28 protein-coding genes are annotated in these 24,773 nt (G+C 67.2%); 9 read left to right on the top strand and 19 right to left on the bottom strand.

The genetic code is table 11. The features are described 5' to 3' along the window. The first annotated feature begins 6 nt into the window (after positions 1-6). On the top strand, positions 7-1,368 hold the full coding sequence (gene waaA, locus U5809_RS09045; protein ID WP_322086216.1) for a lipid IV(A) 3-deoxy-D-manno-octulosonic acid transferase: 1,362 nt from the start codon (positions 7-9) through the stop codon (positions 1,366-1,368). A 63-nt stretch (positions 1,369-1,431) separates the two neighbouring features. Here the strand turns inward: waaA and ureG are convergent, their stop codons facing one another. From ureG to hemN, 16 genes are all read right to left on the bottom strand, one after another. Next, a complete protein-coding gene (ureG, locus tag U5809_RS09040; RefSeq protein ID WP_124449119.1) occupies positions 1,432-2,079 on the bottom strand; it encodes an urease accessory protein UreG in 648 nt (215 codons plus the stop codon). Positions 2,080-2,096: 17 nt separating this feature from the next. Next, a complete protein-coding gene (locus tag U5809_RS09035; RefSeq protein ID WP_322086215.1) occupies positions 2,097-2,777 on the bottom strand; it encodes an urease accessory protein UreF in 681 nt (226 codons plus the stop codon). Next, positions 2,764-3,369 carry an urease accessory protein UreE gene (ureE, locus tag U5809_RS09030; protein ID WP_322086214.1) on the bottom strand — a complete coding sequence of 202 codons (606 nt, stop codon included), beginning with the start codon at positions 3,367-3,369 and terminating at the stop codon, positions 2,764-2,766. Before ureE ends, U5809_RS09035 begins: the two co-directional genes overlap by 14 nt. Before the next feature lie 18 nt (positions 3,370-3,387). Beyond that, the gene (ureC, locus tag U5809_RS09025) at positions 3,388-5,094 is read right to left on the bottom strand and encodes an urease subunit alpha (RefSeq protein WP_322086213.1); all 1,707 of its coding nucleotides are present in this window, start codon (positions 5,092-5,094) and stop codon (positions 3,388-3,390) included. Between the two features lie 31 nt (positions 5,095-5,125). Then, the gene (locus U5809_RS09020; RefSeq protein ID WP_176049388.1) at positions 5,126-5,431 is read right to left on the bottom strand and encodes an urease subunit beta; all 306 of its coding nucleotides are present in this window, start codon (positions 5,429-5,431) and stop codon (positions 5,126-5,128) included. An 8-nt stretch (positions 5,432-5,439) separates the two neighbouring features. Beyond that, positions 5,440-5,742 carry an urease subunit gamma gene (gene ureA, locus U5809_RS09015; protein WP_006406310.1) on the bottom strand — a complete coding sequence of 101 codons (303 nt, stop codon included), beginning with the start codon at positions 5,740-5,742 and terminating at the stop codon, positions 5,440-5,442. A 236-nt stretch (positions 5,743-5,978) separates the two neighbouring features. Next, positions 5,979-6,854 carry an urease accessory protein UreD gene (locus U5809_RS09010; RefSeq protein WP_322086212.1) on the bottom strand — a complete coding sequence of 292 codons (876 nt, stop codon included), beginning with the start codon at positions 6,852-6,854 and terminating at the stop codon, positions 5,979-5,981. Between the two features lie 178 nt (positions 6,855-7,032). Beyond that, the gene (gene urtE, locus U5809_RS09005; RefSeq protein WP_322086211.1) at positions 7,033-7,725 is read right to left on the bottom strand and encodes an urea ABC transporter ATP-binding subunit UrtE; all 693 of its coding nucleotides are present in this window, start codon (positions 7,723-7,725) and stop codon (positions 7,033-7,035) included. 4 nt (positions 7,726-7,729) lie between these two features. Next, positions 7,730-8,587 (bottom strand): urea ABC transporter ATP-binding protein UrtD, encoded by an 858-nt coding sequence (urtD, locus tag U5809_RS09000; RefSeq protein WP_282506887.1) that lies wholly within the window; start codon positions 8,585-8,587, stop codon positions 7,730-7,732. Beyond that, complete coding sequence (gene urtC, locus U5809_RS08995; RefSeq protein WP_282506888.1) at positions 8,584-9,771, bottom strand: urea ABC transporter permease subunit UrtC; 1,188 nt, start codon at positions 9,769-9,771, stop codon at positions 8,584-8,586. The genes urtD and urtC overlap by 4 nt, the downstream gene beginning before the upstream one ends. Before the next feature lies 1 nt (position 9,772). Beyond that, positions 9,773-11,392, bottom strand: a complete 1,620-nt coding sequence (gene urtB / locus U5809_RS08990) for an urea ABC transporter permease subunit UrtB (protein ID WP_322086210.1) — start codon at positions 11,390-11,392, stop codon at positions 9,773-9,775. A 113-nt stretch (positions 11,393-11,505) separates the two neighbouring features. Beyond that, positions 11,506-12,813, bottom strand: a complete 1,308-nt coding sequence (gene urtA / locus U5809_RS08985) for an urea ABC transporter substrate-binding protein (protein WP_322086209.1) — start codon at positions 12,811-12,813, stop codon at positions 11,506-11,508. Between the two features lie 365 nt (positions 12,814-13,178). Beyond that, a complete protein-coding gene (locus U5809_RS08980; protein ID WP_322086208.1) occupies positions 13,179-13,502 on the bottom strand; it encodes a rhodanese-like domain-containing protein in 324 nt (107 codons plus the stop codon). A gap of 14 nt (positions 13,503-13,516) precedes the next feature. Continuing rightward, entirely contained in the window at positions 13,517-14,173 is a 657-nt protein-coding gene (locus U5809_RS08975) for a protein-L-isoaspartate O-methyltransferase (protein WP_322086207.1), read from the bottom strand. A 104-nt stretch (positions 14,174-14,277) separates the two neighbouring features. Next, positions 14,278-14,535 carry a hypothetical protein gene (locus U5809_RS08970; RefSeq protein ID WP_034182921.1) on the bottom strand — a complete coding sequence of 86 codons (258 nt, stop codon included), beginning with the start codon at positions 14,533-14,535 and terminating at the stop codon, positions 14,278-14,280. 77 nt (positions 14,536-14,612) lie between these two features. Beyond that, positions 14,613-16,004 carry an oxygen-independent coproporphyrinogen III oxidase gene (gene hemN / locus U5809_RS08965; protein WP_322086206.1) on the bottom strand — a complete coding sequence of 464 codons (1,392 nt, stop codon included), beginning with the start codon at positions 16,002-16,004 and terminating at the stop codon, positions 14,613-14,615. A 159-nt stretch (positions 16,005-16,163) separates the two neighbouring features. Here hemN and U5809_RS08960 point away from each other — a divergent pair, with 159 nt between their 5' ends. The 3 genes from U5809_RS08960 to U5809_RS08950 all read left to right on the top strand — a co-directional run bounded on the left by U5809_RS08960 (position 16,164) and on the right by U5809_RS08950 (position 17,984). Then, entirely contained in the window at positions 16,164-16,496 is a 333-nt protein-coding gene (locus U5809_RS08960) for a YkgJ family cysteine cluster protein (protein WP_282506894.1), read from the top strand. After that, positions 16,493-17,074 carry a DUF1439 domain-containing protein gene (locus tag U5809_RS08955; protein ID WP_322086205.1) on the top strand — a complete coding sequence of 194 codons (582 nt, stop codon included), beginning with the start codon at positions 16,493-16,495 and terminating at the stop codon, positions 17,072-17,074. Before U5809_RS08960 ends, U5809_RS08955 begins: the two co-directional genes overlap by 4 nt. Before the next feature lie 79 nt (positions 17,075-17,153). Continuing rightward, positions 17,154-17,984: an undecaprenyl-diphosphate phosphatase gene (locus U5809_RS08950; protein ID WP_282506896.1), complete on the top strand. Its 831-nt coding sequence runs from the start codon at positions 17,154-17,156 to the stop codon at positions 17,982-17,984. 93 nt (positions 17,985-18,077) lie between these two features. On the opposite strand, the gene trmB is transcribed toward U5809_RS08950, so the two are convergent. The 3 genes from trmB to U5809_RS08935 form a co-directional block, all read right to left on the bottom strand. Further along, positions 18,078-18,845 carry a tRNA (guanosine(46)-N7)-methyltransferase TrmB gene (gene trmB, locus U5809_RS08945; RefSeq protein WP_322086204.1) on the bottom strand — a complete coding sequence of 256 codons (768 nt, stop codon included), beginning with the start codon at positions 18,843-18,845 and terminating at the stop codon, positions 18,078-18,080. Between the two features lie 345 nt (positions 18,846-19,190). Further along, positions 19,191-19,718, bottom strand: a complete 528-nt coding sequence (gene uraD / locus U5809_RS08940; RefSeq protein ID WP_176049374.1) for a 2-oxo-4-hydroxy-4-carboxy-5-ureidoimidazoline decarboxylase — start codon at positions 19,716-19,718, stop codon at positions 19,191-19,193. Positions 19,719-19,867: 149 nt separating this feature from the next. Next, positions 19,868-20,806: a LysR substrate-binding domain-containing protein gene (locus U5809_RS08935; protein WP_282506898.1), complete on the bottom strand. Its 939-nt coding sequence runs from the start codon at positions 20,804-20,806 to the stop codon at positions 19,868-19,870. 378 nt (positions 20,807-21,184) lie between these two features. Between U5809_RS08935 and U5809_RS08930 the strand changes: the two genes are divergently transcribed. From U5809_RS08930 to U5809_RS08910, 5 genes are all read left to right on the top strand, one after another. Then, on the top strand, positions 21,185-22,525 hold the full coding sequence (locus U5809_RS08930) for an MFS transporter (protein ID WP_322086203.1): 1,341 nt from the start codon (positions 21,185-21,187) through the stop codon (positions 22,523-22,525). A gap of 2 nt (positions 22,526-22,527) precedes the next feature. Continuing rightward, the gene (gene uraH, locus U5809_RS08925; RefSeq protein WP_322086202.1) at positions 22,528-23,049 is read left to right on the top strand and encodes a hydroxyisourate hydrolase; all 522 of its coding nucleotides are present in this window, start codon (positions 22,528-22,530) and stop codon (positions 23,047-23,049) included. 46 nt (positions 23,050-23,095) lie between these two features. Next, positions 23,096-23,431, top strand: a complete 336-nt coding sequence (gene uraH / locus U5809_RS08920; protein WP_322086201.1) for a hydroxyisourate hydrolase — start codon at positions 23,096-23,098, stop codon at positions 23,429-23,431. Positions 23,432-23,454: 23 nt separating this feature from the next. Continuing rightward, positions 23,455-23,922 carry a nucleoside deaminase gene (locus U5809_RS08915; protein ID WP_322086200.1) on the top strand — a complete coding sequence of 156 codons (468 nt, stop codon included), beginning with the start codon at positions 23,455-23,457 and terminating at the stop codon, positions 23,920-23,922. A gap of 387 nt (positions 23,923-24,309) precedes the next feature. Next, positions 24,310-24,642, top strand: coding sequence for a hypothetical protein (locus U5809_RS08910; RefSeq protein ID WP_322086199.1), 333 nt, complete (start codon positions 24,310-24,312; stop codon positions 24,640-24,642). Positions 24,643-24,773 lie beyond the last annotated feature (131 nt).

Genomic DNA, 24,773 nt, shown 5'->3' with positions numbered 1-24,773 from the left:
CGCCGCATGCTGAGGGTGATCTATCGCGCGCTGTGGTGGCTCGTCGCGCCTGCCGCGGTTATCCGGCTCTACGTGCGCTCGCGCAAGGAGCGCGGCTATCGCGAACATATCGGCGAACGCTTTGGCCATGTGACGGGCCGCTCGCGCGACGACCGCGCGCCACTGATCTGGGTGCACGCGGTGTCGGTCGGCGAGACGCGCGCCGCGCAGCCGCTGATCGACGCGCTGATGCATGCGCGCCCCGATGCACGCATCCTGCTCACGCACATGACGCCGAGCGGCCGCGCGACCGGCGAACAGATCTTCGGCGATCGCGTGCTGCGCTGCTACCTGCCGTACGACATGCCGGGCGCGGTGCGGCGCTTCCTGCACGCCTGGCGGCCGACGCTCGGCCTCGTGATGGAAACCGAGGTGTGGCCGACGCTGATCGACGAGTGCCGTCGCGCGGACGTGCCGCTCGTGCTGACCAATGCGCGGATGTCCGCGCGTTCGTTCCGGCGCGCGGCGAAGTTCGGCGCGGCGACGCGCGACGTGTTCGGCGGCTTCTCGCGCGTGCTTGCGCAGAGCCCGGCCGATGCGGAGCGGCTGACGTCGCTCGGCGCGCGCAACGTGAGCGTGCTCGGCAACCTGAAGTTCGACATGACGACGCCGCCGGAACTCGCGGCGCGTGGCCATGCGTGGCGCGATGCGATCGGCACGCGGCCCGTGTGGGTGGCCGCCAGCACGCGCGAGAACGAAGAAGCGCTGGTGCTGCAGGCGTTCGCGGAGATGCATACGCCCGACGCGCTGCTGGTGCTCGTGCCGCGTCATCCGCAGCGTTTCGCGGAGGTCGAGGCGCTCGTTGCGCGCAGCGGGCTCAAGTGCGTTCGCCGTTCCGTCTGGGCGGCCGACGCGGCTGCGCTCGCGGCCGGCCAGACGGCTGCCGAGCCGTTGCCGGGCGACGTGACGGTCCTGCTCGGTGATTCGATGGGCGAGCTCGGCGCGTATTACGCGGCCGCCGATATCGCGTTCATCGGTGGCAGCCTGCTGCCGCTCGGCGGCCAGAACCTGATCGAAGCGTGCGCGGTCGGCGTGCCGGTGCTGATCGGGCCGCACGTGTTCAATTTCACGCAGGCGACCGCCGATGCGGTCGCGGCCGGGGCGGCGATGCAGGTCGCGGATCCGCTCGATCTCGCGCACGTGCTCGATGCGCTGTTCGCCGACAAGGCGCGGCGTATCGCGATGGGTGCGGCCGGCGCGGCCTTCGCATCGCGTCACCGCGGCGCGACCGCGCGTACGGTCGACGTGCTCGCGGCGCTGCTGCCGCCCGCCGAACGCGGCGAGCGCATGCTGCAGGACGCGCAGGGCGCGGCGTCCGACGACGAATAGACGACGGGCGGCGCAAGGCCGCCCGGGTACGCGTTGCGGCGTCATGTGCCGCCGCAACGCCGCTCAGACCGTCAGCAATCCCTTCTTCTCGATGAATGCGATCACGTCCGCGACGCCTTCGAGCGCCTTCAGGTTCGTCATCACGTAAGGCCGTTCGCCGCGCATCTTCCGCGTGTCGGACGCCATCACGTCGAGGTTCGCGCCGACCAGCGGCGCGAGGTCGGTCTTGTTGATCACGAGCAGGTCGGACTTCGTGATGCCGGGGCCGCCCTTGCGCGGAATCTTCTCGCCACCCGCGACGTCGATCACGTAGATCGTCAGGTCCGACAACTCGGGGCTGAAGGTTGCCGCGAGATTGTCGCCGCCCGATTCGATGAACACGATGTCGGCGTCCGGAAAGCGCGACAGCATCCGGTCGACGGCCTCGAGGTTGATCGATGCATCTTCCCGAATCGCCGTGTGCGGGCAGCCGCCCGTCTCGACGCCCATGATGCGTTCCTCGGGCAGCGCGCCGGCCACCGTCAGCAGCCGCTGGTCTTCCTTCGTATAGATGTCGTTCGTGATCGCGACGAGGTCGTACCGGTCGCGCATCGCCTTGCACAGCATCTCGAGCAGCGTGGTCTTGCCGGAGCCGACAGGGCCGCCGATGCCGACGCGCAGCGGCGGCAGTTTCTTCGTGCGGCGGGCGGAGGAGGGGGCAGGTGCGTTCATGGCGGGTAGCGTCGGGTTCAGGAGCGGAACAACCGCGAGTATTGGGTTTCGTGCCGCGCGGAGAGGATGCCGAGCTGCGGCGCGAACGTGTTGATGGCGTCGGGCGGCGTCGCGAGCGCACGGCGCACGGCCGCGTCGATCGCGCCGCGCAGCGCGACGATGATGCGTTGCCCGGCGAGCTGGCCGAGCGGCACGGCCTTCAGCGCGGCGGACGTCTGGTTCTCGACCCAGCCGAATGCGTACGCGGCGAGCGTCGCGTCGGCGCCGGCGTCGTGCATCGCGGCCGCGTAGGCGAACGCGGTCGGCAGCGCGATCGGCGACAGCGACGCGAGCGTTGCGCGGCGCGCGGCATCGCCCCATTCGAGCGACGCGCACAGCTGCGCGAGCGACCAGCCCATCTGTTCGGTTTCGCGGCGCAGTTCCGCCGATTCGCGGCTCGCGACGAACCACGCGTTTTCGGCGGCAAGCGCGGGCGTGTCGTGCGCATGCCAGCGTGCAAGCTGATGCGCGAGAAACGGCAACTCGCCGTGCGCGAGCACGTCGGTCAGGCCGCTGGCGATCCAGTCACGCGCGGAATCGGCGTCGTGGATGAGGTTCGCGTCGAGCGCGGCTTCGAGGCCCTGCGAATAGCTGTACGCGCCGATCGGCAGCGCCGGCGACGCGAGGTGCAGCAGCGCGACGAGTTCAGTGGTGGTCATGGCCGTGGCCGTGCGTGCATCCGGGACCATGCTGATGATCGTGATCGTGATCGTGATCGTGCGAATGCGAGTGCCCGTGGTGTTCGCCGAATACCTGTTGCGCGAGGGCGTAATCCTCCGCGAACGTCGCATCGTGTCCATGCTTGTGGCCGCCACCGTACGCGCCGGCTTCCGGCTGGAACGGCGCGCTCGTTTCTTCGACCTGCGTGCCGAGCCGGCGCAGCATGTCGGCGAGTACCGGGTCGGCTTCGAGTTTCAGGTAACCGTCGCCGATCTCGACCGGCGTGTGACGGTTGCCGAGGTGATACGCGGCGCGCATCAGCGTGAGCGGGGCGGCCGCGCGCACGAGCAGCACGGTTTCGGGCGCCGCGGCGATGCGTACGAGCGCGCCATCGTCGGCGACGAGCACGTCGCCATCGCGCAGGATCGTGCCGCGCGGCAGCAGGACGGCGACGTCCTCGCCGGTGTCGAGCGTCGCCGCGAGGCGGCTCTTGCAGCGGGCGTCATAGGCGAGCGTGAGCGTCGGCGCGCGCGCGACGAGCGACGCGGCGAGTTTCACGTTCGGGGCAATACGTTTGTCGAGAGTACGCATGAAACGGGGAACCGGAAATCAGAACAGGAAATAGCGCTGCGCCATCGGCAGCACCGTCGCCGGCTCGCAGGTGAGCAACTGGCCGTCGGCGATCACGTCGTAGGTTTCGGGATCGACGCTGATCGACGGGCGCCACGCGTTGTGGATCATGTCGGCCTTCGTCACGTTGCGGCAGTTGCGCACGGGTACGATCTGCTTCGCGAGGCCGTAACGTTGAGCGATGCCCGCATCGGCCGCCATCTGCGACACGAAGGTCAGCGACGTGCGGGCGAGCGCACCGCCGCGCGTTGCGAACATCTCGCGATAGTGGACCGGCTGCGGCGTCGGGATCGACGCGTTCGGGTCGCCCATCTGCGCCATCGCGATCATGCCGCCCTTCAGGATCATCGACGGCTTGATCCCGAAGAACGCCGGTTCCCACAGTACGAGGTCGGCCCACTTGCCGGGTTCGATCGAGCCGACTTCGTGCGCGATGCCGTGCGTGATCGCCGGGTTGATCGTGTACTTCGCGACGTAGCGCTTCGCGCGGAAGTTGTCGTTGCGCGTGGTGTCTTCCGGTAGCGCGCCGCGCTGCACCTTCATCTTGTGCGCGGTCTGCCACGTACGGATGATCACTTCGCCGACGCGGCCCATCGCCTGCGAATCGGACGACAGCATCGACAGCGCGCCGAGATCGTGCAGGATGTCCTCGGCCGCGATCGTCTCGCGGCGGATCCGCGATTCGGCGAACGCGAGATCCTCGGCGATCGACGGATCGAGGTGATGGCACACCATCAGCATGTCGAGATGCTCGTCGAGCGTGTTGATCGTGTACGGGCGCGTCGGGTTGGTCGATGACGGCAGCACGTTCGACTCGCCGCACACCTTCAGGATGTCGGGCGCATGGCCGCCGCCCGCGCCTTCGGTGTGGTACGTGTGGATCGTGCGGCCCTTGAATGCGGCGACGGTCGATTCGACGAAGCCGCCTTCGTTCAGCGTATCGGTGTGGATCGCGACCTGCGTGTCGGTGTCGTCGGCGACCGACAGGCAGTTGTCGATCGCGGCGGGCGTCGTGCCCCAGTCCTCGTGCAGCTTCAGCCCGATCGCGCCGGCCGCGATCTGCTCGACGAGCGGTTCCGGCAGGCTTGCGTTGCCCTTGCCGAGGAAGCCGAGGTTGATCGGCCAGCCGTCGGCGGCCTGCAGCATCCGCTCCATGTGCCACGGGCCCGGCGTGCAGGTCGTCGCGTTGGTGCCGGTGGCCGGCCCGGTGCCGCCGCCGAGCATCGTCGTGACGCCCGACGCGAGCGCCTCGTCGATCTGCTGCGGGCTGATGAAGTGGATGTGCGTGTCGATGCCGCCGGCCGTCACGATCAGCCCTTCGCCGGCGATCACTTCGGTCGCGGCGCCGATCGCGATCGTCACACCGGGTTGAATGTCGGGGTTGCCGGCCTTGCCGATCGCGGCGATTCGGCCGTGCTTGATCGCGATGTCGGCCTTCACGATGCCCCAGTGATCGAGGATCACCGCGTTCGTGATGACCGTGTCGGGCACGTCGGCCGCCACGCGCTGCGACTGGCCCATCCCGTCGCGGATCACTTTCCCGCCGCCGAATTTCACTTCCTCGCCGTAGGTCGTGTAATCGCGTTCGATCTCGATCAGCAGTTCGGTATCGGCGAGCCGGACGCGGTCGCCCGTCGTCGGCCCGAACATTTCCGCGTACGCGCGGCGGCTCAAGCGTAGTGTCATGTCGTGCTGTTCCTGAAGAGCGGGGCGCGGCTTACAGCGGCCCCATCACCTTGCCCTGAAAACCGTAGACGGCGCGATCGCCCGCGAGTGCGACCAGTTCGACGGTGCGCGTCTGGCCCGGCTCGAAGCGCACGGCCGTGCCGGCCGCGATGTTGAGCCGGAAGCCGCGCGCGGCCGCACGGTCGAACGACAGTGCGTCGTTGACTTCGAAGAAGTGGTAGTGCGAGCCGACCTGCACCGGGCGGTCGCCGGTGTTCGCGACGACGAGCGCGAGCGTTTCGCGGCCCGCGTTCAATTCGTGTTCGCCGTCGTCGGTGAGGATTTCGCCGGGGATCATGCGGGGCCTCACGGAATCGGGTGATGGACGGTCACGAGCTTCGTGCCGTCGGGGAAGGTCGCCTCGACCTGGATGTCGGGAATCATTTCCGGCACGCCGTCCATCACGTCGTCGCGCGTAAGCAGCGTCGTGCCGTAGTGCATCACCTCGGCGACCGTCTTGCCGTCGCGCGCGGCTTCCATCAGCGCGGCGGTGATGAAGGCGACCGCCTCCGGATAGTTGAGCTTCAGGCCGCGCGCGCGACGGCGCTCGGCCAGCAGCGCCGCCGTGAAGATCAGCAGCTTGTCCTTCTCTCGGGGAGTCAGTTTCATGAAGGCAGACGTTCAGGAAAACGTAATTTGTATCGGTGCGCGCGCAACCGGGCGAACGCGCGGGTCATCGTAGCACCGCGCTGTTTTGCGTGCGTCGTGTATCGCTTATGTAAGGAGCAAGGCGCGTGCCATGCCTGCCGCATGGTGCGCGATGCGCGTTCGTGGTGCGCCGTGCATGGGTAACGTGCAGCGTTTGATGCAGCGCTGCGCCGAAACGGTGCGCGGCGCGAACGCGCTCAGGTTTGCCAGAGGCGCAGCGGTCGTGCGTCGACGCCGTGCACGATCGGGCGCAGATGCAGCCAGCAGTCGGTGAAGTGGCGCTGCAGCGCTTCCATCGATGTCGACAGTGCGCGCACGAGCACGACGCCCGGTGTCACGCAGGTCGCGCCCGCGCGCAGCGTGTCGTCGAACGGCATCCGCGTTGCGAGCGACTCGGCCAGCGCGGCGTCGCACGCGGCGCCGACGGCCCACAGCGTGCCGTATGCGGGAAAGCCGGCGAGGCCCTGCAGCGCACCGCGCAGCGGATCGTGTGCGTCGAGCAGCGCGCGTTCGGTCCAAAGCGGCCGGCCGTTGGCATCGACGAGCGCCGAGGTCGACGCGATGCGTCCTGCCGACCAGGTTTCGCCTGCTGCCTGCCGGCCGAGCTGCGTCGCGTCCCAGCCGATCGCGCTCGCGCCCGCGCCGAGCGTCACCGTGAAATCGAGCGATGCATGCGATGCGTCGAAGAACAGGTTGTTCTGCGGCAGCCAGTCGAGCTTCGCATCACGGCCGACCGTGATGCCGATGCGCTGCGTCGCATCGAGGCCGTTCGACTTGTACCACTTGGTCGCGCCGGGCGTCGTCAAAACCGCATGCGTGCCGTCGCCGAGCGCGATGTCGATGTCGAGCCGATCGCCGCCCGCGACGCCGCCCGGCGGATGGACGATCACCGCATGGCAGATCGCGTCGCCTTCCGGATACAGCGGCCGCTGCACGCGCAGCGGGCCGTCATGCAGCCGGTGCGCGAGTGTCGTGCGCGCGCCGTGCCGCTCGAAGCCGAGTTCGAGGCGGCCGCGCCACGACTTGGCGACGGCGGGGCGGGACAGCGGGGCGTGCGAATCGGGGGCGGACATCGGCGGCGAACGGGAAACGAGGGAAACGGGCGCGAGGAACGTGGATGCTACCGGAACAATAATGCAGATGCCGCGTTCGTTGGAAGCGCCGCGTGCGGGCGCGTCGCGAACCGGCCGCCGGTACCCGTTGCCGTGCCTGCCGCCGTGCCTACCGCGGTGCCTACCGCCGTGCCGCGCGTCACACCGCGATCAGTTCGCGCACGCCGTTCGTCTCCATGTCGCGCGCGTCGCCGCCCGCGACGATCTCGCCGCGGCTCATCACCCAGTAGCTGTCCGCGATCGATTGCGCGAAGTCGTAATACTGTTCGACGAGCAGCACGGTCATCCTCGATTCGTCGACGAGCTGGCGCAGCGTGCGGCCGATGTCCTGGATGATCGACGGCTGGATGCCTTCGGTCGGCTCGTCGAGGATCAGCAACTGCGGCTCGCTCATCAGCGCGCGGCCGATCGCGAGTTGCTGCTGCTGGCCGCCCGACAGGTCGCCGCCGCGCCGCGCGCGCATGTCCTTCAGCACCGGGAACAGGTCGTAGATGCGGTCGGGTACCTTCGACGGCGCCTTGCGGCTCGCCGCGCCGACGAGCAGGTTTTCCTCGACGGTCAGCCGCGGAAAGATGTCGCGACCCTGCGGCACGTACGCGAGCCCGGCCGCGACGCGCGCATACGGCGGCAGCGCACCGAGCGCGGTGCCGCGCCACGACACGCTGCCGCTTTTCGTGGCGACGACACCCATCAGGCAGCGCAGCAACGTGCTCTTGCCGACGCCGTTGCGGCCGAGCAGCACGGTGAGCTTGCCGTCGTCGGCGGCGAGGTTCACGTTGCGCAGGATGTGGCTGCCGCCGTAGTACTGGTTCAGTGCTTCGATCTTCAGCATCGCATCATCGTCCGAGATAAGACTCGATCACCGCGTCGTCGCGCTTGACCTGGTCGAGCGTGCCCTGCGCGAGCACCGCGCCTTCGGCCATCACCGTCACGCGGCCCGTGTCGCCCGCGAGCGCCGCGACGAATTCCATGTCGTGCTCGACGACCATCATCGAGCAGGTGCCGCGCAGCGTGTTCAGCAGTTCGGCAAGTTCCATCGTCTCGTGGTCGGTCATCCCGGCCGCCGGCTCGTCGAGCAACAGCAGGGCGGGGCGCTGCATCAGCAGCATGCCGATCTCGAGCCGCTGCTTCTGCCCGTGCGACAGTTCGCCGGCCGCACGGTATGCGTGACTTTCGAGGCCGATCAACGCGAGCGTCTCCTCGATCTTCGCCTGCGCCGAGCGGTCGAGCCGCGCGCGCAGCGATGCGAGCCAGCCCTTGTCGGTCTGCATCGCAAGTTCGAGGTTTTCCCACACCGGATGCTGTTCGAACACGGTCGGCTTCTGGAACTTGCGGCCGATGCCCGCGCGTGCGATCTCGGGCTCGCTCATCCGCGAGAGGTCGAGGGTCTGGCCGAGAAATACGCTGCCGGCGTCGGGTCGCGTCTTGCCGGTGACGACATCCATCATCGTCGTCTTGCCCGCGCCGTTCGGGCCGATCACGCAGCGCAGCTCGCCCGCGTCGATCGCGAGCGACAGCTTCTTCAGCGCACGAAAGCCGTCGAAGCTCACCTCGATATCCTCGAGGTAGAGGATCGTGCCGTGCGACGTGTCGATGCCTTGCGGCACGACGCGCCCCATCGACGCGGTGCCGCTGACGGCGAGCAGTTCGTCTTCGGGCGGCGGCGTGAACTGGTACAGGGCCGTTCCGTTCATGCGCGTTTCCCTTTCGCGATCAAGGTTTCGACGAGGCCCATGATCCCGCGCGGCAGCAGCAGCGGCACGAGCACGAAGATCAGGCCGAGGAAGAACAGCCAGTATTCGGCGAAGTAAGCGGTAAAGAAGCTCTTCGCGCCGTTCACGGCGAACGCGCCGACGATCGGCCCGATCAGCGTGCCGCGTCCGCCCACCGCGACCCAGATCGCCATTTCGATCGAGTTGCCGGGCGACATCTCGCCGGGATTGATGATGCCGACCTGCGGCACGTACAACGCCCCGGCGATGCCGCACAGCACGGCCGACACGGTCCACACGAACAGCTTGTACGCGAGCGGGCTGTAGCCGAGGAACATCAGCCGCGTCTCGCCGTCGCGCACCGCGGTGACGACGCGCCCGAGCTTGCTCGTGACGATCGCGCGCGCGGCGATGAACGACAGCACGAGTGTGGCGAACGTCAGCAGCAACAGCACCGTGCGCGTGCCGGGCGACGTGATCGCGAAGCCCGCGATGCGCTTGAAGTCGGTGAAGCCGTTGTTGCCGCCGAAGCCCGTCTCGTTGCGATAGAACAGCAGCATCGCGGCGAACGTCAGCGCCTGCGTGATGATCGACAGGTATACGCCCTTCACGCGGGAACGGAACGTGAAGAAGCCGAATACCCAGGCAAGCACGGCCGGCACGAGCACGACGAGCGCGAGCGCCCACGCGAGGTGCTGCGTGCCGCTCCAGTACCACGGCAACTGGTGCCAGTCGAGAAACACCATGAAGTCGGGCAGGTCGCTGCCGTACTTGCCGTCGCGGCCGATCTCGCGCATCAGGTACATGCCGATCGCATAGCCGCCGAGCGCGAAGAAAAGGCCATGGCCGAGGCTCAGGATTCCGCAGTAGCCCCACACGAGATCGAGCGCGAGCGCGGCGATCGCGTAGCACATCAGTTTGCCGGCGAGCGTCATCGCGTATGCGGACAGATGGAACGCGCTCGCCTCGGGCGCGACGAGCGCGGCGAGCGGCACGCCGATGCCGATCGCGATGCACAGCGCGACGAGCGCGAGCCATGCGCGGCGCGACAGCAGCGCCGGGCGCGGCGGCAGGCCGAGCGCGAAGCCGTCGGCCGCGCGGGCGGCGGCAGCGGGCTTGGGTGAGTCGGCGACCGGGTTCGACAGCGAATCGGTGAATGAAGTCACGTCAAGCCTCCGCGCTGCGGCCCTTCGGGGCGAACATGCCCTGCGGGCGTTTCTGGATGAACAGCACGATCATCACGAGCACCGCGATCTTCGCGAGCACGGCGCCCCAGAACGGCTCGATCGCCTTGCTCGCAAGGCCGAGCCCGAAGCCGCCGAGCACGGTGCCGGCGATCTGCCCGACACCGCCGAGCACAACCGCCATGAACGAATCGATGATGTAGTTCTGGCCGAGGTCGGGGCCCACGTTGCCGATCTGCGACAACGCGCAGCCGCCGAGGCCAGCGATGCCCGCGCCGAACGCGAACGCATACGCGTCGACGCGGGCGGTCTTCACGCCGACGCATGCGGCCATCCGGCGGTTCTGCGTGACCGCGCGCACGAACAGGCCGAGCCGCGTCTTCGTCAGTACAGCCCAGGCGACGAAGACCACCGCGAGCGCGAACGCGAGGATCGCGAGCCGGTTGTACGGCAGGATCAGGTTCTGCATCACCGTCACGCCGCCGCTCATCCACGACGGATTCACGACCTGTACGTTCTGCGCGCCGAACAGCATGCGCGTCGCCTGGATCAGGATCAGGCTCACGCCGAACGTCGCCAGCAGCGTTTCGAGCGGGCGGCCGTACAGGTGCCGCAGCACGAGACGTTCGAGCACGATGCCGACGAGTGCGGCCATGACGAACGACACGGGCACGGCGACGAGCGGATACCAGTCGAATGCGCCGGGCGCATAGCGCTGGATCAGCGTCTGCACGACATAGGTTGCGTATGCACCGATCATCAGGAATTCGCCGTGCGCCATGTTGATCACGCCGATCAGCCCGTAGGTGATCGCGAGGCCGAGCGCGGCGAGCAGCAGCACGCTGCCGAGCGACAGGCCCGCAAACAAGGTGCCGACGATCTCGCCGCGGCGCTGCAGCGTGTGCAGTGCGTCGAGTCCTTGCTGCGCGGCGTCGCGCACACGCGCGTCGGGTTCCGCGTAGCTGCCGTCGGCATTCTTCGCGACGAGCGGGCGCAGTTGTTCGATCATGTCGAGGTCGCGGCGCGCGGCCACCACCTGCACGGCTTCGAGGCGCTTCGCCGGATCGGCATCGTGCAGCGCGGCGATCGCCCACAGTGCGTCGAGGCGGCGCTTCAACGCGGGGTCGGTTTCCTTCGCGCGGGCGCGGTCGATCATCGGCTTGAGCGCGGGGTCGGGCGACTTCAGCAGCGCATCGATCGCGTCGCGTCGCGCGGCGACATCGGGCGACGCGAGCGCAAGGCCCGACAGCGCGCCCGCGATCTTCGTGCGCAGCAGGTTGTTCAGCATCACGGGCTGCGCATCGCCGGCCGGCGTCGCGGCCTGCGTGAGCGCGTCGTGTGCGGTGTCGCCGGTCTGGATCAGCAGGCGGCCGTCGCCGGTCGCGAGCGCGTCGCCGCTCGACAGTGCATTGAGCACCGCGACGGCGCGCGGATCGGCGTCGGCGGCGAGACGCTCGATCGCGGACGTCTTCGCGTCGAAGTCGTCGCCGGCGAGCGCGGCGGTATCGGCCGCCGTCAGCGCGAATGCGGCGTGCGGCAGCATGCCCGCAAGGGCGGCGCACGCGACGATCGCGACGGAGGCGCGGCGAAAGCGTGTAGGCATCGGGAGATCCTGTCGGCGTAGGGAGGCGGATTCATGCACCGATGTGCCGGCCGGCGCATCGGTGCATGCGTGCGGGCGGGGCATCGCGCCGGTGCGCGCGCCCCTGCATCGCGTCAGGCCAGCGCCGTGCGCTGCCGGCGCAGGAATGCCGGGATCGACGTGACGATGTCCGGCTTGCCCTGGTTGCCGGCAATGAACGGGCTCCATGGCTGTGCGCGCACCGCGGTCTTCGTTTTCCACACGACGTTGAACTGCCCGTCGCCGCGGATCTCGCCGATCATCACCGGCTTGTGCAGGTGGTGGTTGCCGTCCATCGCGAGCGTGAAACCCGACGGCGCGGCGACGGTCTGGCCGATCATCGCGACGCGCACCTTGTCGACGTCGGTGCTCTTCGCCTTCTCGACGGCCTGCTTCCACATGTGGATGCCGACGTAGGTCGCTTCCATCGGGTCGTTGGTCACGCGCTTCGCGCCGCCCGGCAGGTTGTTCGCCTTCACCCATGCAGCGAACTGGTCCTTGAACTTCGTGTTGGTCGGGTTCTTCACCGACATGAAGTAGTTCCACGCGGCGAGGTGGCCGACGAGCGGCTTCGTGTCGATCCCGCGCAGTTCTTCCTCGCCGACCGAGAACGCGACGACCGGCACGTCGGTCGCCTTGATCCCCTGGTTGCCGAGTTCCTTGTAGAACGGCACGTTCGAGTCGCCGTTGATCGTCGAGATCACGGTCGTCTTGCCGCCTTGCGAGAAATTCTTGATGTTCGCGACGATGGTCTGGTAATCGCTGTGGCCGAACGGCGTGTAGACCTCCTGAATATCGGCATCCTTCACGCCCTTCGATTTCAGGAATGCGCGCAGGATCTTGTTGGTCGTGCGCGGATACACGTAGTCGGTGCCGAGCAGGAAGAAGCGCTTCGCGCCGCCGCCTTCCGCGCCCATCAGGTACTCGACGGCCGGAATCGCCTGCTGGTTCGGCGCGGCGCCCGTGTAGAACACGTTGCGCGACATTTCCTCGCCCTCATACTGCACCGGGTAGTAGAGCAGCCCGTTCAGCTCCTCGAACACCGGCAGCACGGACTTGCGCGACACCGACGTCCAGCAGCCGAACACGCACGCAACCTTGTCCTGCGTGAGCAGCTGGCGCGCCTTCTCGGCGAACAGCGGCCAGTTCGACGCGGGATCGACCACCACGGGCTCGAGCTTGCGGCCCATCACGCCGCCGCTCTTGTTGATGTCGGCGATCGTCATCAGCGCGGTGTCCTTCAGCGACGTCTCCGAGATCGCCATCGTGCCCGACAGCGAATGCAGGATGCCGACCTTGATCGGGCCGGTGCCCGCATCGGCCGCGTGCGCGAACGGGCTCTTGCCCGCCAGCGCGAGCGCGCCGGCCATCGAACCGAACTTCAACAGACTGCGACGTTTCATCGGGATCCCCTTGTCGTGTTGGATGCGCGTGCGCCGTGGCGGCGCCTGCCATCGTGTAACGCAAGGCATGTGCCAGTCGCGCGGATGCACGCCGGGCGTGCCTGTGCGGGGTGTTCCGGAGCGTCGGGGTGGTGCGGATGATGCGTCGTGCAGCATCCGCGGTCCGTTGCGGTGCAGGCGCGCGGGCGCAAATGGTGCACGGTCGGGGGCGCGGCGCCATTGCGCGTCATCGGCGGCGTGCGGAGGGAGACGGAGCGGGGCGGAAAAGAGAAACGGGCACGCGATGCGTGCCCGTTCGGCGGATCAGTGCGGCCGGCGGCAGTATGCCGGGCGGCGGGGCGGCGCGCGATGCGCCGCCGGACAGGTCAGTAACGCGGCACGGACGGATCGACGTCGCGCGACCACGCGTCGATCCCGCCTTGCAGGTTGTACAGCTTCGTGAAGCCGCGCGATTCGAGGAACATCGCGACCTGTGCGCTGCGCATTCCGTGATGGCACACGCAGACGATTTCCGTTTCATCGTCGAGCTCTTCGCTGCGCGCGGGAATCTGCTGCATCGGGATCGACACGCTGCCGGCGATCTGCGCGGTCGCGATTTCCCACGGCTCACGCACGTCGAGCACGACCGGTGCCGGGCGCGTCGAATCGCCGAGCCATTCCGCGAGCATCGCGGGCGTCAGGATCTGCATGGAGGCTCCGCTGCTCAGAACTTGAAGCGCGACGGCTCGATCGCGTTGACGAGGTGGTCGATGTACGTTTCGAACACGTCGGCGACGCGGTACTGCTTGTCGTCGATGCGCGTGATGATCTGCGCCTTCATCACCGGACGGCCGCCGACGAATGCCGACAGGCGGCCGCCGACCTTCAGCTGTTCGAGCATTTCCTGCGGCACGACGGGCAGGCCGCCCGCGACGCAGATCACGTCGTACGGCGCCTTGCCGGCCCAGCCGCGCGAACCGTCGCCGAGGACGACTTCCGCGTTGGTCACGCCGTCGTTGCGCAGGTTGTCTTCCGCGAATTTCGCGTTGGTCGGATCGATTTCCACGGCCGTCACGTGCTGTGCACGGTGCGCGAACAGTGCGGCGAGGTAGCCCGAGCCGGCGCCGACGATGAGCACGTTCTCGTGCTTCTTGACCGTCAGCTCCTGCAGCACGCGCGCTTCGACGCGCGGGAACAGCATCTTGCTGTTGCCGCTGGGCAGCGGCAGTTCGAGGTCGGCGAACGCGAGATCGCGGTATGCGGCCGGAACGTAGTTTTCACGCTTGACGATCGACAGCAGGCCCAGGACGTCCAGATCCAGCACGTCCCACGGCCGGATCTGCTGTTCGATCATGTTGAAACGCGCGTTTTCGATATTCATGGTGTGGTCACGCAGCCTGGTCGGCCATCAGCGGGGATAGAGAAACTTCGTGATTGTACCAAACGGGGCGGCTGGGAAGCCTTCAGGCGGCCTGCAACAGACCTTTACCCTTTGCTCTTCTTGATCTGCGCCTCGAATGCGAGGTCGAGCTTGCTCGCCTTGCGCGGCTTTTTGGGGCCGAATTCGTCGACGAACTTGACGAACTCGTCGAGCGGCAGCGGCTCGCAGCGCTTCTCGGCGGTACCGCCGGAGCGGTCGACGAGATAGAACAGGCCGCCCGCCATCGCGACGGCCGCGAATTGCGGGTTGCCGGAGCGGGTCTTCAGGCGTTCGACCGCGTAGGTCGCTTTGGTGGTGCGCATCGTGCGGGTTCTGGCGGAACGTAAGCCCCACACTGTATCAAACCGGCCGCCTGCGCGCGGCCTTGGCCCGATCGGCCCTAGACCGTGCTCGAATAGCGCTGCTGCTGCGTCTGCCCGAGATACGCGTCGAATGCCATCGCGATGTTGCGCACGACCATCCGGCCGGCCGGATGGATCGTCAGGCGGTCGCGCGCGATCGTCAACAGCCCGTCGCGCTCGAATGGGCGCAGCGCGTCGAGCTCGCGCGCGAAATGATCGGCGAAGCGGATGCCGTGCGCGGCTTCGACGTGCGAGAACGGCAGGTCGAGGTTGCACATCAGTTGCGTGATCACGTCGCGGCGCAGCCGGTCGTCGGGCGTGAGCCGCACGCCGCGCGCGATCGGCAGCCGGCCCGCGTCGAGGGCGGCGCCATAGGCGGGCAGATCCTTCGCGTTCTGCGCGTAGACGTCGCCGACCTTGCCGATCGACGACACGCCGAAGCCGACGAGATCGGTATCCGCGCGCGTGCTGTAGCCCTGGAAATTGCGCTGCAGCGTGCCGTTGCGCTGCGCGCGCACGAGCTCGTCGGACGGCCGCGCGAAGTGGTCCATCCCGATGTACACGTAGCCGGCGGACGTCAGCATGTCGATCGCGAGGCCGAGCAGCGCGATGCGCGTTTCGGGCGGCGGCAGCGTCGCATCGTCGATCTGCCGCTGCATCTTGAACAGGTGCGGCATGTGCGCGTAGCCGAACACCGACAGGCGATCGGGCGCGAGCTCGATGATCGTCTCGAGCGTGCGCGCGAACACGGCGACGGTCTGGTGCGGCAGCCCGTAGATCAGGTCGACGCTCACCGAATGAAAGCCCGTCGTGCGCGCGGCGGAGAGCAGGTCGGCCGTCATCGCGAGCGGCTGGATGCGGTTGATCGCCTGCTGGACGGCCGGATCGAAATCCTGCACGCCGAGGCTCAGCCGGTTGAAGCCGATCGTGCGCAGGTGCACGAGTGTCGCGGGCGTGACCGTGCGCGGATCGATCTCGATCGAGAACTCGGCGTCGGCGTCCGGCGCGAGCGCGAAGTGCTCGCGGGTGGCGGCCATCAGCTCGGCCGTTTCGTCGTCGGACAGGAAGGTCGGCGTGCCACCGCCCCAGTGCAGCTGCGTGACGGGGCGGGACGGATCGAACAGCGCGGCCTGCAGCGCCATCTCGCGCTTGAGCTGGTCGAGATACGGGCGGGCGCGGCGGTGGTTGTTGGTCGCGATCTTGTTGCAGCCGCAGTAGAAGCACGCGGTGTTGCAGAACGGGATGTGGAAGTACAGCGACAGGTCGCTCGACGACGCACCGGGGTCGCTGGCCGCACGCACGTAGTCGGCCGGGTCGAAATCGTCGCGGAACTGCAGCGCGGTGGGATATGACGTATAGCGCGGCCCGTTCGCGCCGTATTTCGCGAGCAAATCGGGACGGAACATTGTGTCGGCAGAACCAGAACTCATGACGGTCTCGCGCTTTTTAGATGCTTTCGAGTATATAAACGCGCGATTCGGCTGCATTGTGTAATAACGTCGCAGCCGGCGATGGCACAATGCGGGGTGGGGCTGTCGGACGCCGCGTCCGGTTGCCGCACCGTTTTTGTTGTTTGTCGAGAGAGCCGAGTGTCCGTCGAATTGCCTGTCCGCCCGGCGCCCGCCGACGTCCCGCCGCCGCATGCGTGCCGCGAGGGCTGCGGTGCGTGCTGCATCGCGCCGTCGATTTCCAGCCCGATTCCGGGCATGCCCGGCGGCAAGCCGGCCGGCGTGCGCTGCGTACAGCTCGGCGACGACCTGCGCTGCATGATCTTCGGCCGGCCCGAGCGCCCCGCGTGCTGTTCCGGGTTGCAGCCGTCCGCCGACATGTGCGGCGCGTCGCGCGACGACGCGCTCGCGTGGCTCACGCGCCTCGAGGCCGCGACGCAGCCGTCGTCGCATACAGGAGAGAGTTCAGCATGACCGCACCTCGCGCGCCCGGCCGGCGCCGTTTCCTTGCCGCATCCATCGGCGCCGTCGGCGTGTGCATCTCGCTCGCTGCCTGCGCGTCGACGTTCCCGTTCATCCCCGATCACTACACGTTCTCGCGCGGCGACGTGCAGAAGGCCGTCGGGCGCAAGTTTCCGTACCAGAAGACGGTCGCGCAGGTCGTCGACGTGTCGCTCGCGAACCCGGCCGTCAACCTGCTGCCCGACCAGAACCGCGTCGCCGTGCAGCTCGACGCGCATTTCGCGAGCCCGTTCCTGCGCGCGCCCGTCAGCGGCAAGTTCACCGTGTCGGGCCAGCTCGCGTACGACGCGCCGAGCCGCTCGGTCGTGCTGAAGGCGCCGGCCGTCGACAGCCTCGTGCTCGACGGCGACGCGCAGATGTATGCGCAGCAGGTCGGCGCGGCCGCCGGCCTGCTCGCGACGCAGTTGCTGACCAACTATCCGATCTACACGTTCAAGCCCGAACAGCTGCAATTTGCCGGGGTGAACTACGAACCCGGTACAATTACGATTCTTACAAACGGCATACGCGTGGCGATCGTCGAAAAGTGACGACGGACCGCGCGTGGCCGGGCGGGCCGCGCGTGGAAGAGTGGCCCTTTCTTTCGACCATTTCGGAGTTGGGCCACGGATGGACTGGATCCTGATCTGCAAGGCATTGATCCTCGGCGTCGTCGAGGGGCTGACGGAATTCCTGCCGGTGTCGAGCACCGGTCACCTGATCGTCGCGGGCAGCTTCCTGAATTTCAACGATTCGCACGCGAAAACCTTCGACGTCGTGATCCAGTTCGGCGCGATTCTCGCGGTCTGCTGGGAATACCGGCAACGGATCGCGTCCATCGTGTCCGGGCTGCCGAGCCGGCCCGACGCGCGGCGCTTCACGCTGAACGTCGTGATCGCGACGATTCCCGCGATCGCGCTCGGCCTCCTGTTCGAGAAGAAGATCAAGGCCGTGCTGTTCTCGCCGGTGCCCGTTGCGTTCGCGCTCGTCGTGGGCGGGGCGATCATCCTGTGGGCCGAGGCGCGGCAACGCGAACGCAGCGAGCCGCCGCGTGTGATGTCGGTCGATGCGCTGACGCCGCTCGATGCGTTGAAGGTCGGCCTCGCACAGTGCTTCGCGCTGGTGCCCGGCATGTCGCGCTCGGGCTCGACGATCATCGGCGGGATGCTGTTCGGTCTCGACCGGCGTGTGGCCACCGAATTCTCGTTCTTTCTCGCGATCCCGATCATCTTCGGCGCGACGCTCTATGAAACCGTGAAGGACTGGCAGGCGTTCACCGTCGATTCGCTCGGCCTGTTCGCGCTTGGGCTCGTCGCGGCGTTCGTCAGCGCGTTCGTGTGCGTGCGCTGGCTGCTGCGCTACGTCGCGACGCACGATTTCACGGTGTTCGCGTGGTACCGGATCGCGTTCGGGCTGTTCGTGCTGCTGGTTGGTTACAGCGGCTGGCTCAACTGGGCGTGATGCCGATACGGCGGCCGGTGCGCCACCGATAAAAAAGGCCCGATCGGCAGATGCCGGTCGGGCCTTTTTCCATTCAGGGCAGGGGCGAGTCGCTCAGCCTGCGCGCTTGCGGAACACCAGGTCCCACACGCCGTGGCCGAGCCGCAGCCCGCGTCGCTCGAACTTCGTCACCGGGCGGTAGTCGGGGCGCGGTGCGTAGTCGGCGGCCGTGTTCTCGAGCGTCGGCTCCGCGCCGAGCACTTCCAGCATCTGTTCAGCGTAGTTCTGCCAGTCGGTCGCGCAGTGGATGTATGCGCCCGGCTTCAGGCGCGACGCGAGATGCGCGACGAGCGGCGGCTGGATCAGCCGGCGCTTGTGATGGCGCGCCTTGTGCCACGGATCGGGGAAGAAGATGTGCACGCCGTCGAGGCTTTCCGGCGCGAGCATGTGCTCGAGCACTTCGACCGCGTCGTGCTGGATGATGCGGATGTTCGGCAGGTCCTGCTCGCCGATCAGCTTCAGCAACGCGCCGACGCCCGGCTCGTGCACTTCGACGCCGAGGAAGTCGTCGCCCGGGCGGTGCGTGGCGATTTCCGCGGTCGACGCGCCCATGCCGAAACCGATCTCGAGGATGCGCGGCGCGCTGCGGCCGAACACGGCATCCCAGTCGGGCAGTGCCGGCGCATATGGGACGACGAAGCGCGGGCCGAGGTCGTCAAGCGCGCGGCGCTGGCCGGTCGACACGCGGCCGGCGCGGGTCACGAAGCTGCGGATGCGGCGGTGGTGCAGCGGGTTGACTGCGTCGGCGCCTTCGGCGGCTTCGTCGGGAATGGCGTCGTCGTGCGGCGTCAGGCCGGCTTCGTTCGGATCGTCGTGCATCATCGGTACTGAGAAAGGCTCGGTTGCGGGCGAGGGCATCGGGCGCGCGGGACGCGCCAGCGCGGTACAAAAAAGCCGCCTTCGACGAGGCGGCTGGCGCGCGGTTGCGGAACGTGGCGACGGGAGCGGCGATACGCCGTCAAGCCGTTGATCCTTAAGGATTTCCCGTTCAGCCAACCGGAAAGAGCCGGATTATGGACTGGTTTGATCCGACTGGCAAGGTTGCGGGGGCGGTGGCCGCGCTGCGGCTGGCCCGGCGTCGACATGCGTCGGGTTGGGGCCATATGGAAAAAGGGCCGAAGCGCATGCCGCTTCGGCCCTCGTTTCAGCGAACGGATTCGTTGCGCGTCACGCGACGCGCTGGTCGAGCCGTCGGCGCGTGATCGCCTTGATCTGGTTCAGCGCGTAATCGAGTTCGAATGCGGTCTCGCGCGACACGCGGCTTTCCAGTTCGAAGAAGATGCCGGCCTTCGTGTAATGGCGCACGCAGATGATGAACGGGAAGCCGTGCTGCTCGCGATACGCGCGGTTCATCCGCTGCAGGCGGATTTCCTCGTCGTCGGTCAGTGCGTCGAGGCCGGCGCTCGTCTGTTCGCTCACCGATGCATGCGTCAGCCCGCCGCCGCGCACGGCCTGTGCCGACAATTCGGGGTGACGATCGAAGAACGCCTTTTTCGCATCGATGCCGCGCGCGCGGATGCTGGCCATCATTGCGTCGTGCAGCGCGTCGACCGAAGCGAACGGGCGCGCGGCCCACGCGTCTTCGGCGACGTCCGGCGAGTGCTCGAAGATGTCGCCGAGGGCTTGAACGAACTGATCCTTCGCCATCGCGTTGATCGCGGCGAGCTTGGTGGTGTCGAGTGAAGTCGAGGACATCGTCTGGAGGAACCTTCGAGCGGGAATGGAGGTTCCGAGTATAGGAATCGCGCCGGTGCGACCAGAAGGGGGCAAGTCCTATTGGCCGTATACCAGTCGGGGCATCGGCCCCGCACGTCGGCGGTTCCGGGCCCGCTTCGGCGCGCGCTTCATGCGGCGCCGGCAATCGACGTCAGCCGCTCGCCGCTGTCCGACAACAGTCCGCGCAGCCATGCATGCGCCTTTGAGCGATGCTTGTTCGGATGCCAAAGCACATAGAAGCGCATCAGCGGAAAGTTGAACGGCGCCGGGCGGATCAGCAGCGGCAGGCGGCGTGCGTAGTAGGCCGCGAAATGCCGCGCGGTCGTCAGGATCAGGTCGGATTCGCTGACGAGGTAAGGCGCGAGACTGAAGTACGGGCAGGACATCTGCCGGCCGCGACTCAGGCGCAACGTCGCGAGCGAACTCTCCACGACACCGCGCTGCGAGCTCGAGTAGGGCAGCGGCACCAGGTGCGACGCATCGATATAGCTTTCCGCGGTCAACCTGCCGGGCTTCGCGAGCGGATTGTCCTTCGACATCAGGCACACGACTTCGTCCTCGAGCAGCACGTTCATGTGCAGGTGCTCGGGCGGCGTCGGCCAGTTGCCGATCACGACATCGACCTGTCCTTCGGCCAGCGCCTTCTCGTAGTCGTATTCGGCGCCCATCGGCAGCGTGACGAGCTTCGAATTCGGCGCGTGCTGGCGGAACCGCCGCGCCAGGTCCGCGAAGAACGGCGGCGCGAGGTAGTCGGGCATCGCGATCGTGAACGTGCGGTCGGAGCGCTGCGGATCGAATGCGTCGTCGGCGCTGAACATCTTGTCGAGTGCGTTGAGCGCGACGCGCGCGTCCTGCGTGAGCTGCAATGCGCGCTCGGTCGGCACCATCTCGTTCTTTTCGCGCGTGAGCAGCGGATCGTCGAACAGCTTGCGCAGGCGTTTCAGCGCGCTGCTGAGCGCGGGCTGCGACTGGTTCAGCCGGATCGCCGTGCGCGACACGCTGCGTTCCTCGACCAGCGTACACAGCACGCGAAGCAGGTAGGTGTCGAGCGGATCGTCGTTGCGCATGGTGAATTCGGGTTCGTTGACCGGCTCCACTTTGCCGTCGAGTGCCGAACGGCGTCAACGGTTCGAGGTACGTCACGGCGCGCCTGCCCGGCCATCGGGAGACGGGCGAGACCGGCGTCGATGCCGCTGAAACCGCCGCCACGCATGACGGACGACACCCTGCGAAGCGGTACGGGGCGGCCTGTAGCGCGGTTTGCTATGGGGCCTATAACAACCCGAACCTGTCTGCTGCCGGACCCCTGCGATATGGTCGGGCTTCACAACAAGATCACGGCCTTGCAAGCCGCCGAGGCCCGACCGGATCGCCGCGCAGTGCGGCGGCGAGACGGGCGGTCGCGTCGCCGGCCCAGGACGGCCGAGTCATTACAGGAGACACCTGTGTCTGTCACGGAACAGCATTCGTCAGTCTATTCGTCGGTCGAGCCGACGCTTGAAGAGCGCGTCTATCGCAAGGTGTCGTGGCGTCTTCTGCCGTTTCTCTGCGCCCTGTGGGTGCTCGCGTGGCTGGACCGCGTGAACATCGGTTTCGCGAAGCTGCAGATGCTCGATACGCTCAAGTTCAGCGAGGCCGTCTACGGGCTCGGCGCCGGCATCTTCTTTCTCGGCTACTTCTTCTTCGAGGTGCCGTCGAACGCGCTGCTGCAGAAGATCGGCGCGAAGAAGACCATCATGCGCATCACGATCGGCTGGGGGATCATCTGCATCCTGCAGTCGTTCGTGAAGACGCCGACGCAGTTCTATCTGCTGCGCTTCCTGCTCGGCGCGTTCGAAGCCGGCTTCTATCCCGGCATCATCCTGTACCTGACCTACTGGTATCCGAGTTCGCGGCGCGCGAAGGCGTTCGGCACGTTCATGTCGGCGTCGGCGATCGCCGGCGTGCTCGGCGGCCCGCTCGCCGGCAGCATCATGACGTCGCTCGACGGTTCGCACGGCTTCCACGGCTGGCAATGGCTGTTCGTCATCGAGGGCATCCCGTCGGTGCTGGCCGGGATCGTTGCGTACTTCTACATGACCGATCGGCCGGAGCAGGCGACGTGGCTGTCCGTTGCCGAGCAGCAGGTCGTGCGCAACGTGCTGGACGCGGACAAGCGCGAACTCGGCGAGCGCGGCCACGACTGGCGCACGCTGTTCCGCAATCCGAAGGTATGGCTGCTGATCGCGATCTTCTTTTGCCTGCTGTGCGCGAACTCCGCGCTGACGTTCTGGATTCCGACGATCATCCGCGACTCGGGCTTCGGCGCGACGGTGGTGATCGGCTGGATCGCCGCGCTCGCGTACGTGTTCGGTGCTGCCGGGATGATCCTGAACGGTGCGCGTTCCGACCGGAACAAGGAAGTGCGCTGGCACTTCGCGATCCCGGCCGGCTGCGGTGCGCTGGCGATGGCGGTGATGGCCGTGCTGCTCGGGATGCCGGGCGTGGCACCCGCGTTCACGATCGCCGCGATGATCGTCGCGCTCGCCGGCACGATGAGCGCGATTCCAGTGTTCTGGCAGTTGCCGAACCTGTATCTGGCCGGCAGCGCCGCTGCGATCGGCGTCGCGCTGATCAATTCGGTGTCGAACCTGGCCGGCTTCGGTGCGCCGTATGTGCTCGGGCTCGTCAAGAGCGCGACCGGCAGCCTCGCGCCGGGCCTTTACCTCGTCGCCACGATCGAGCTGATGGCGGCCGTGCTGGTCGTGACCGGCATCGTGCATGCACGCAAGTCGAAGGAGTCCTGATCATGAGCGAACTCATCAAGCGTGAGCGCCGGCAATTCGTGATGGCGTCGATGGCTGCGGCCGGCGGCATGCTGCTGGCTGGCCGTGCACCGGCCGCGACGCCGTCGGCGGCGCAGGGCGATGCGCTGAAGCCCGCGCAGGCGGCCGATCCGATCTCGCAGCATGGCGCGAGCCCGCGCCTGACCATTCACCTGCTCGATACCTATCACGGTGCGCCTGCGGCTGGCATGCACGTCGAGTTTTCGCGGATCGAGAAGGGCGAGGCCGTGCCGATCCGCAAGGCGGTCATCAACCGGAACGGGCGGACCGACGAGCCGCTGCTGATCGGCGAAACCTACGTCGCAGGCGACTACGAGCTGCTGATGCAGGTCGACGATTACTTCCGGATGAAGGGTGCGCGGCTGCCGTCGCCGTCGTTCCTGTCGCAGGTGCCGATCCGCTTCCGCGTCACCGATGCATCGGAACGGCTGCACCTGCCCGTGCAGTTCGGGCCGTGGAACTACACGTACTACCGCGGCAGCTGAGCGGCAGGTTCTTTCCGGATCCCTCGACCAGAATTGGAGCAAGCGAATGGCTGGCATCAGCACCCATGTTCTCGACCTGACGACCGGCAAGCCGATCGGCGGCGTACCGATCGAACTCTATGATCTCGGCGTCACGCCGCCCAGATTGCTGAACCGCACGGTCAGCAATGCAGACGGGCGAACCGACGCGCCGATGCTGCGCAGCGAAGCGGCGCGCGCCGGGCAGTTCGAGCTGCGCTTCTCGGTCGGTGCGCATTTCAAGGACGCGAGTGCGCTGTCCGACGTCGTGCCGGTTCGCTTCACCGTATTCGATCCGGCACAGCACTATCACGTGCCTTTGCTCTGCTCGCCGTGGTCGTTCTCGACGTACCGCGGCAGTTGATCTCACCTGAATGGAGAAGTGCTATGTCTCAAACCGATACCTACCTCGTCGATTCGATCCGCCTCGCGATGGAGAACGTACGAGAGCGCAAGACCTGGCCGTTCGGCGCCGTGCTCGTCCGCGACGGCAAGGTGCTCGCGCGTTCGGTCAATGAAGTGGAGGCGACGTGCGATCCGAGCGCGCATGCCGAGATGCAGGCCGTGCGTGCCGCGAGCAAGGCGCTCGGCAGCACGGACCTGAGTGGTTCGGTGATGTACGCGAGCGGTTATCCGTGTTCGATGTGCCTGTCGGCGATGTATCTGGCGGGCGTCAGCGAGGTGTATTACGCGTACTCGAACGAGGACGGCGAGCCGTACGACCTGTCGGCCGCGCGCGGGTATGTGGAGATCGCGCGTCCGCTGGAAGAGCGCGAGATGAAGCTTGTCCATCACCGTGCGCGCGATGAAGGGCAGGACCTGTATGAGGCCTGGCAAGCGGTGCATGGTAGCTGAGCAACGGGCTCGCACCACGCAGGGTTGATTGGTGCTGGCGCTTACGGCGCACTCCCCGGCACCGGTTTTTGGACATGCTTTCCTGATGAGGGAGGGGGTGTCCTTTTTTCTTTGGGCGGTTCGTGGTGGTTCGGACGATGGGCCGCTGCCGGGCGATTGAGTAGAATCGCTGACGCACAACCGGCATGACCGGATGCGCGAGACGCGTGCGCAACTTGATGAAAATGAACGGCGCGCGTTTCGTTTCGATTGCTCGCGGCCAGAACGACAAGAAGCGATGACGGCCGCCATGACGTGTCATGTTCCGCATGGGGTTGCCGTGGCAACGATGGTGAGAGATGACGGGTGGGCATGATCCACGACCGATGGCCTTTGGGGAGAAAAGCCATGAGTGAAGCAACTTCCGCGCGTCGCAAGATCGGTGGCGGCCCGGCGACGCTCGCGCTCGCCGAGTGCGCGATTGCCGGCATCGTTGGTATTTCGATCTTCAATAATCCGGAGGCCTTTGCTGGGGCGTCGGGATTCGGCGCGATCGGTACCGCGCTGGCTGTTGTCGTCCTGTGCGGGATTGTTTCGCTCGGTGGTCTCGTCTGGGCGATCGGTGCGTTACTGAATGCAAACCGCGATTCCGGAGCGAATGCGATGCCTGCTTATTGCGCGATCGTGCTTCATGGCCTGCTGTGCTTGCCTATCCTGATCGTGATGATGCGGGCGGTATGAGATGGGCGTTGCGTGCGTCGACCCGGCGTTCGCATGTGGTTGGGTGAGGGCGGCGGGAAGTGCGTTGCCGATGGCGCAAGCGCCGGACTTTACGTCGTGGGCGAGCTATCGGGAGATCTTGCGATGGGGAA

This window comes from Burkholderia sp. BCC1999, from assembly GCF_905339975.1.
Classification (GTDB): domain Bacteria; phylum Pseudomonadota; class Gammaproteobacteria; order Burkholderiales; family Burkholderiaceae; genus Burkholderia.
This window is presented reverse-complemented; position numbering and strand designations above follow the sequence as displayed.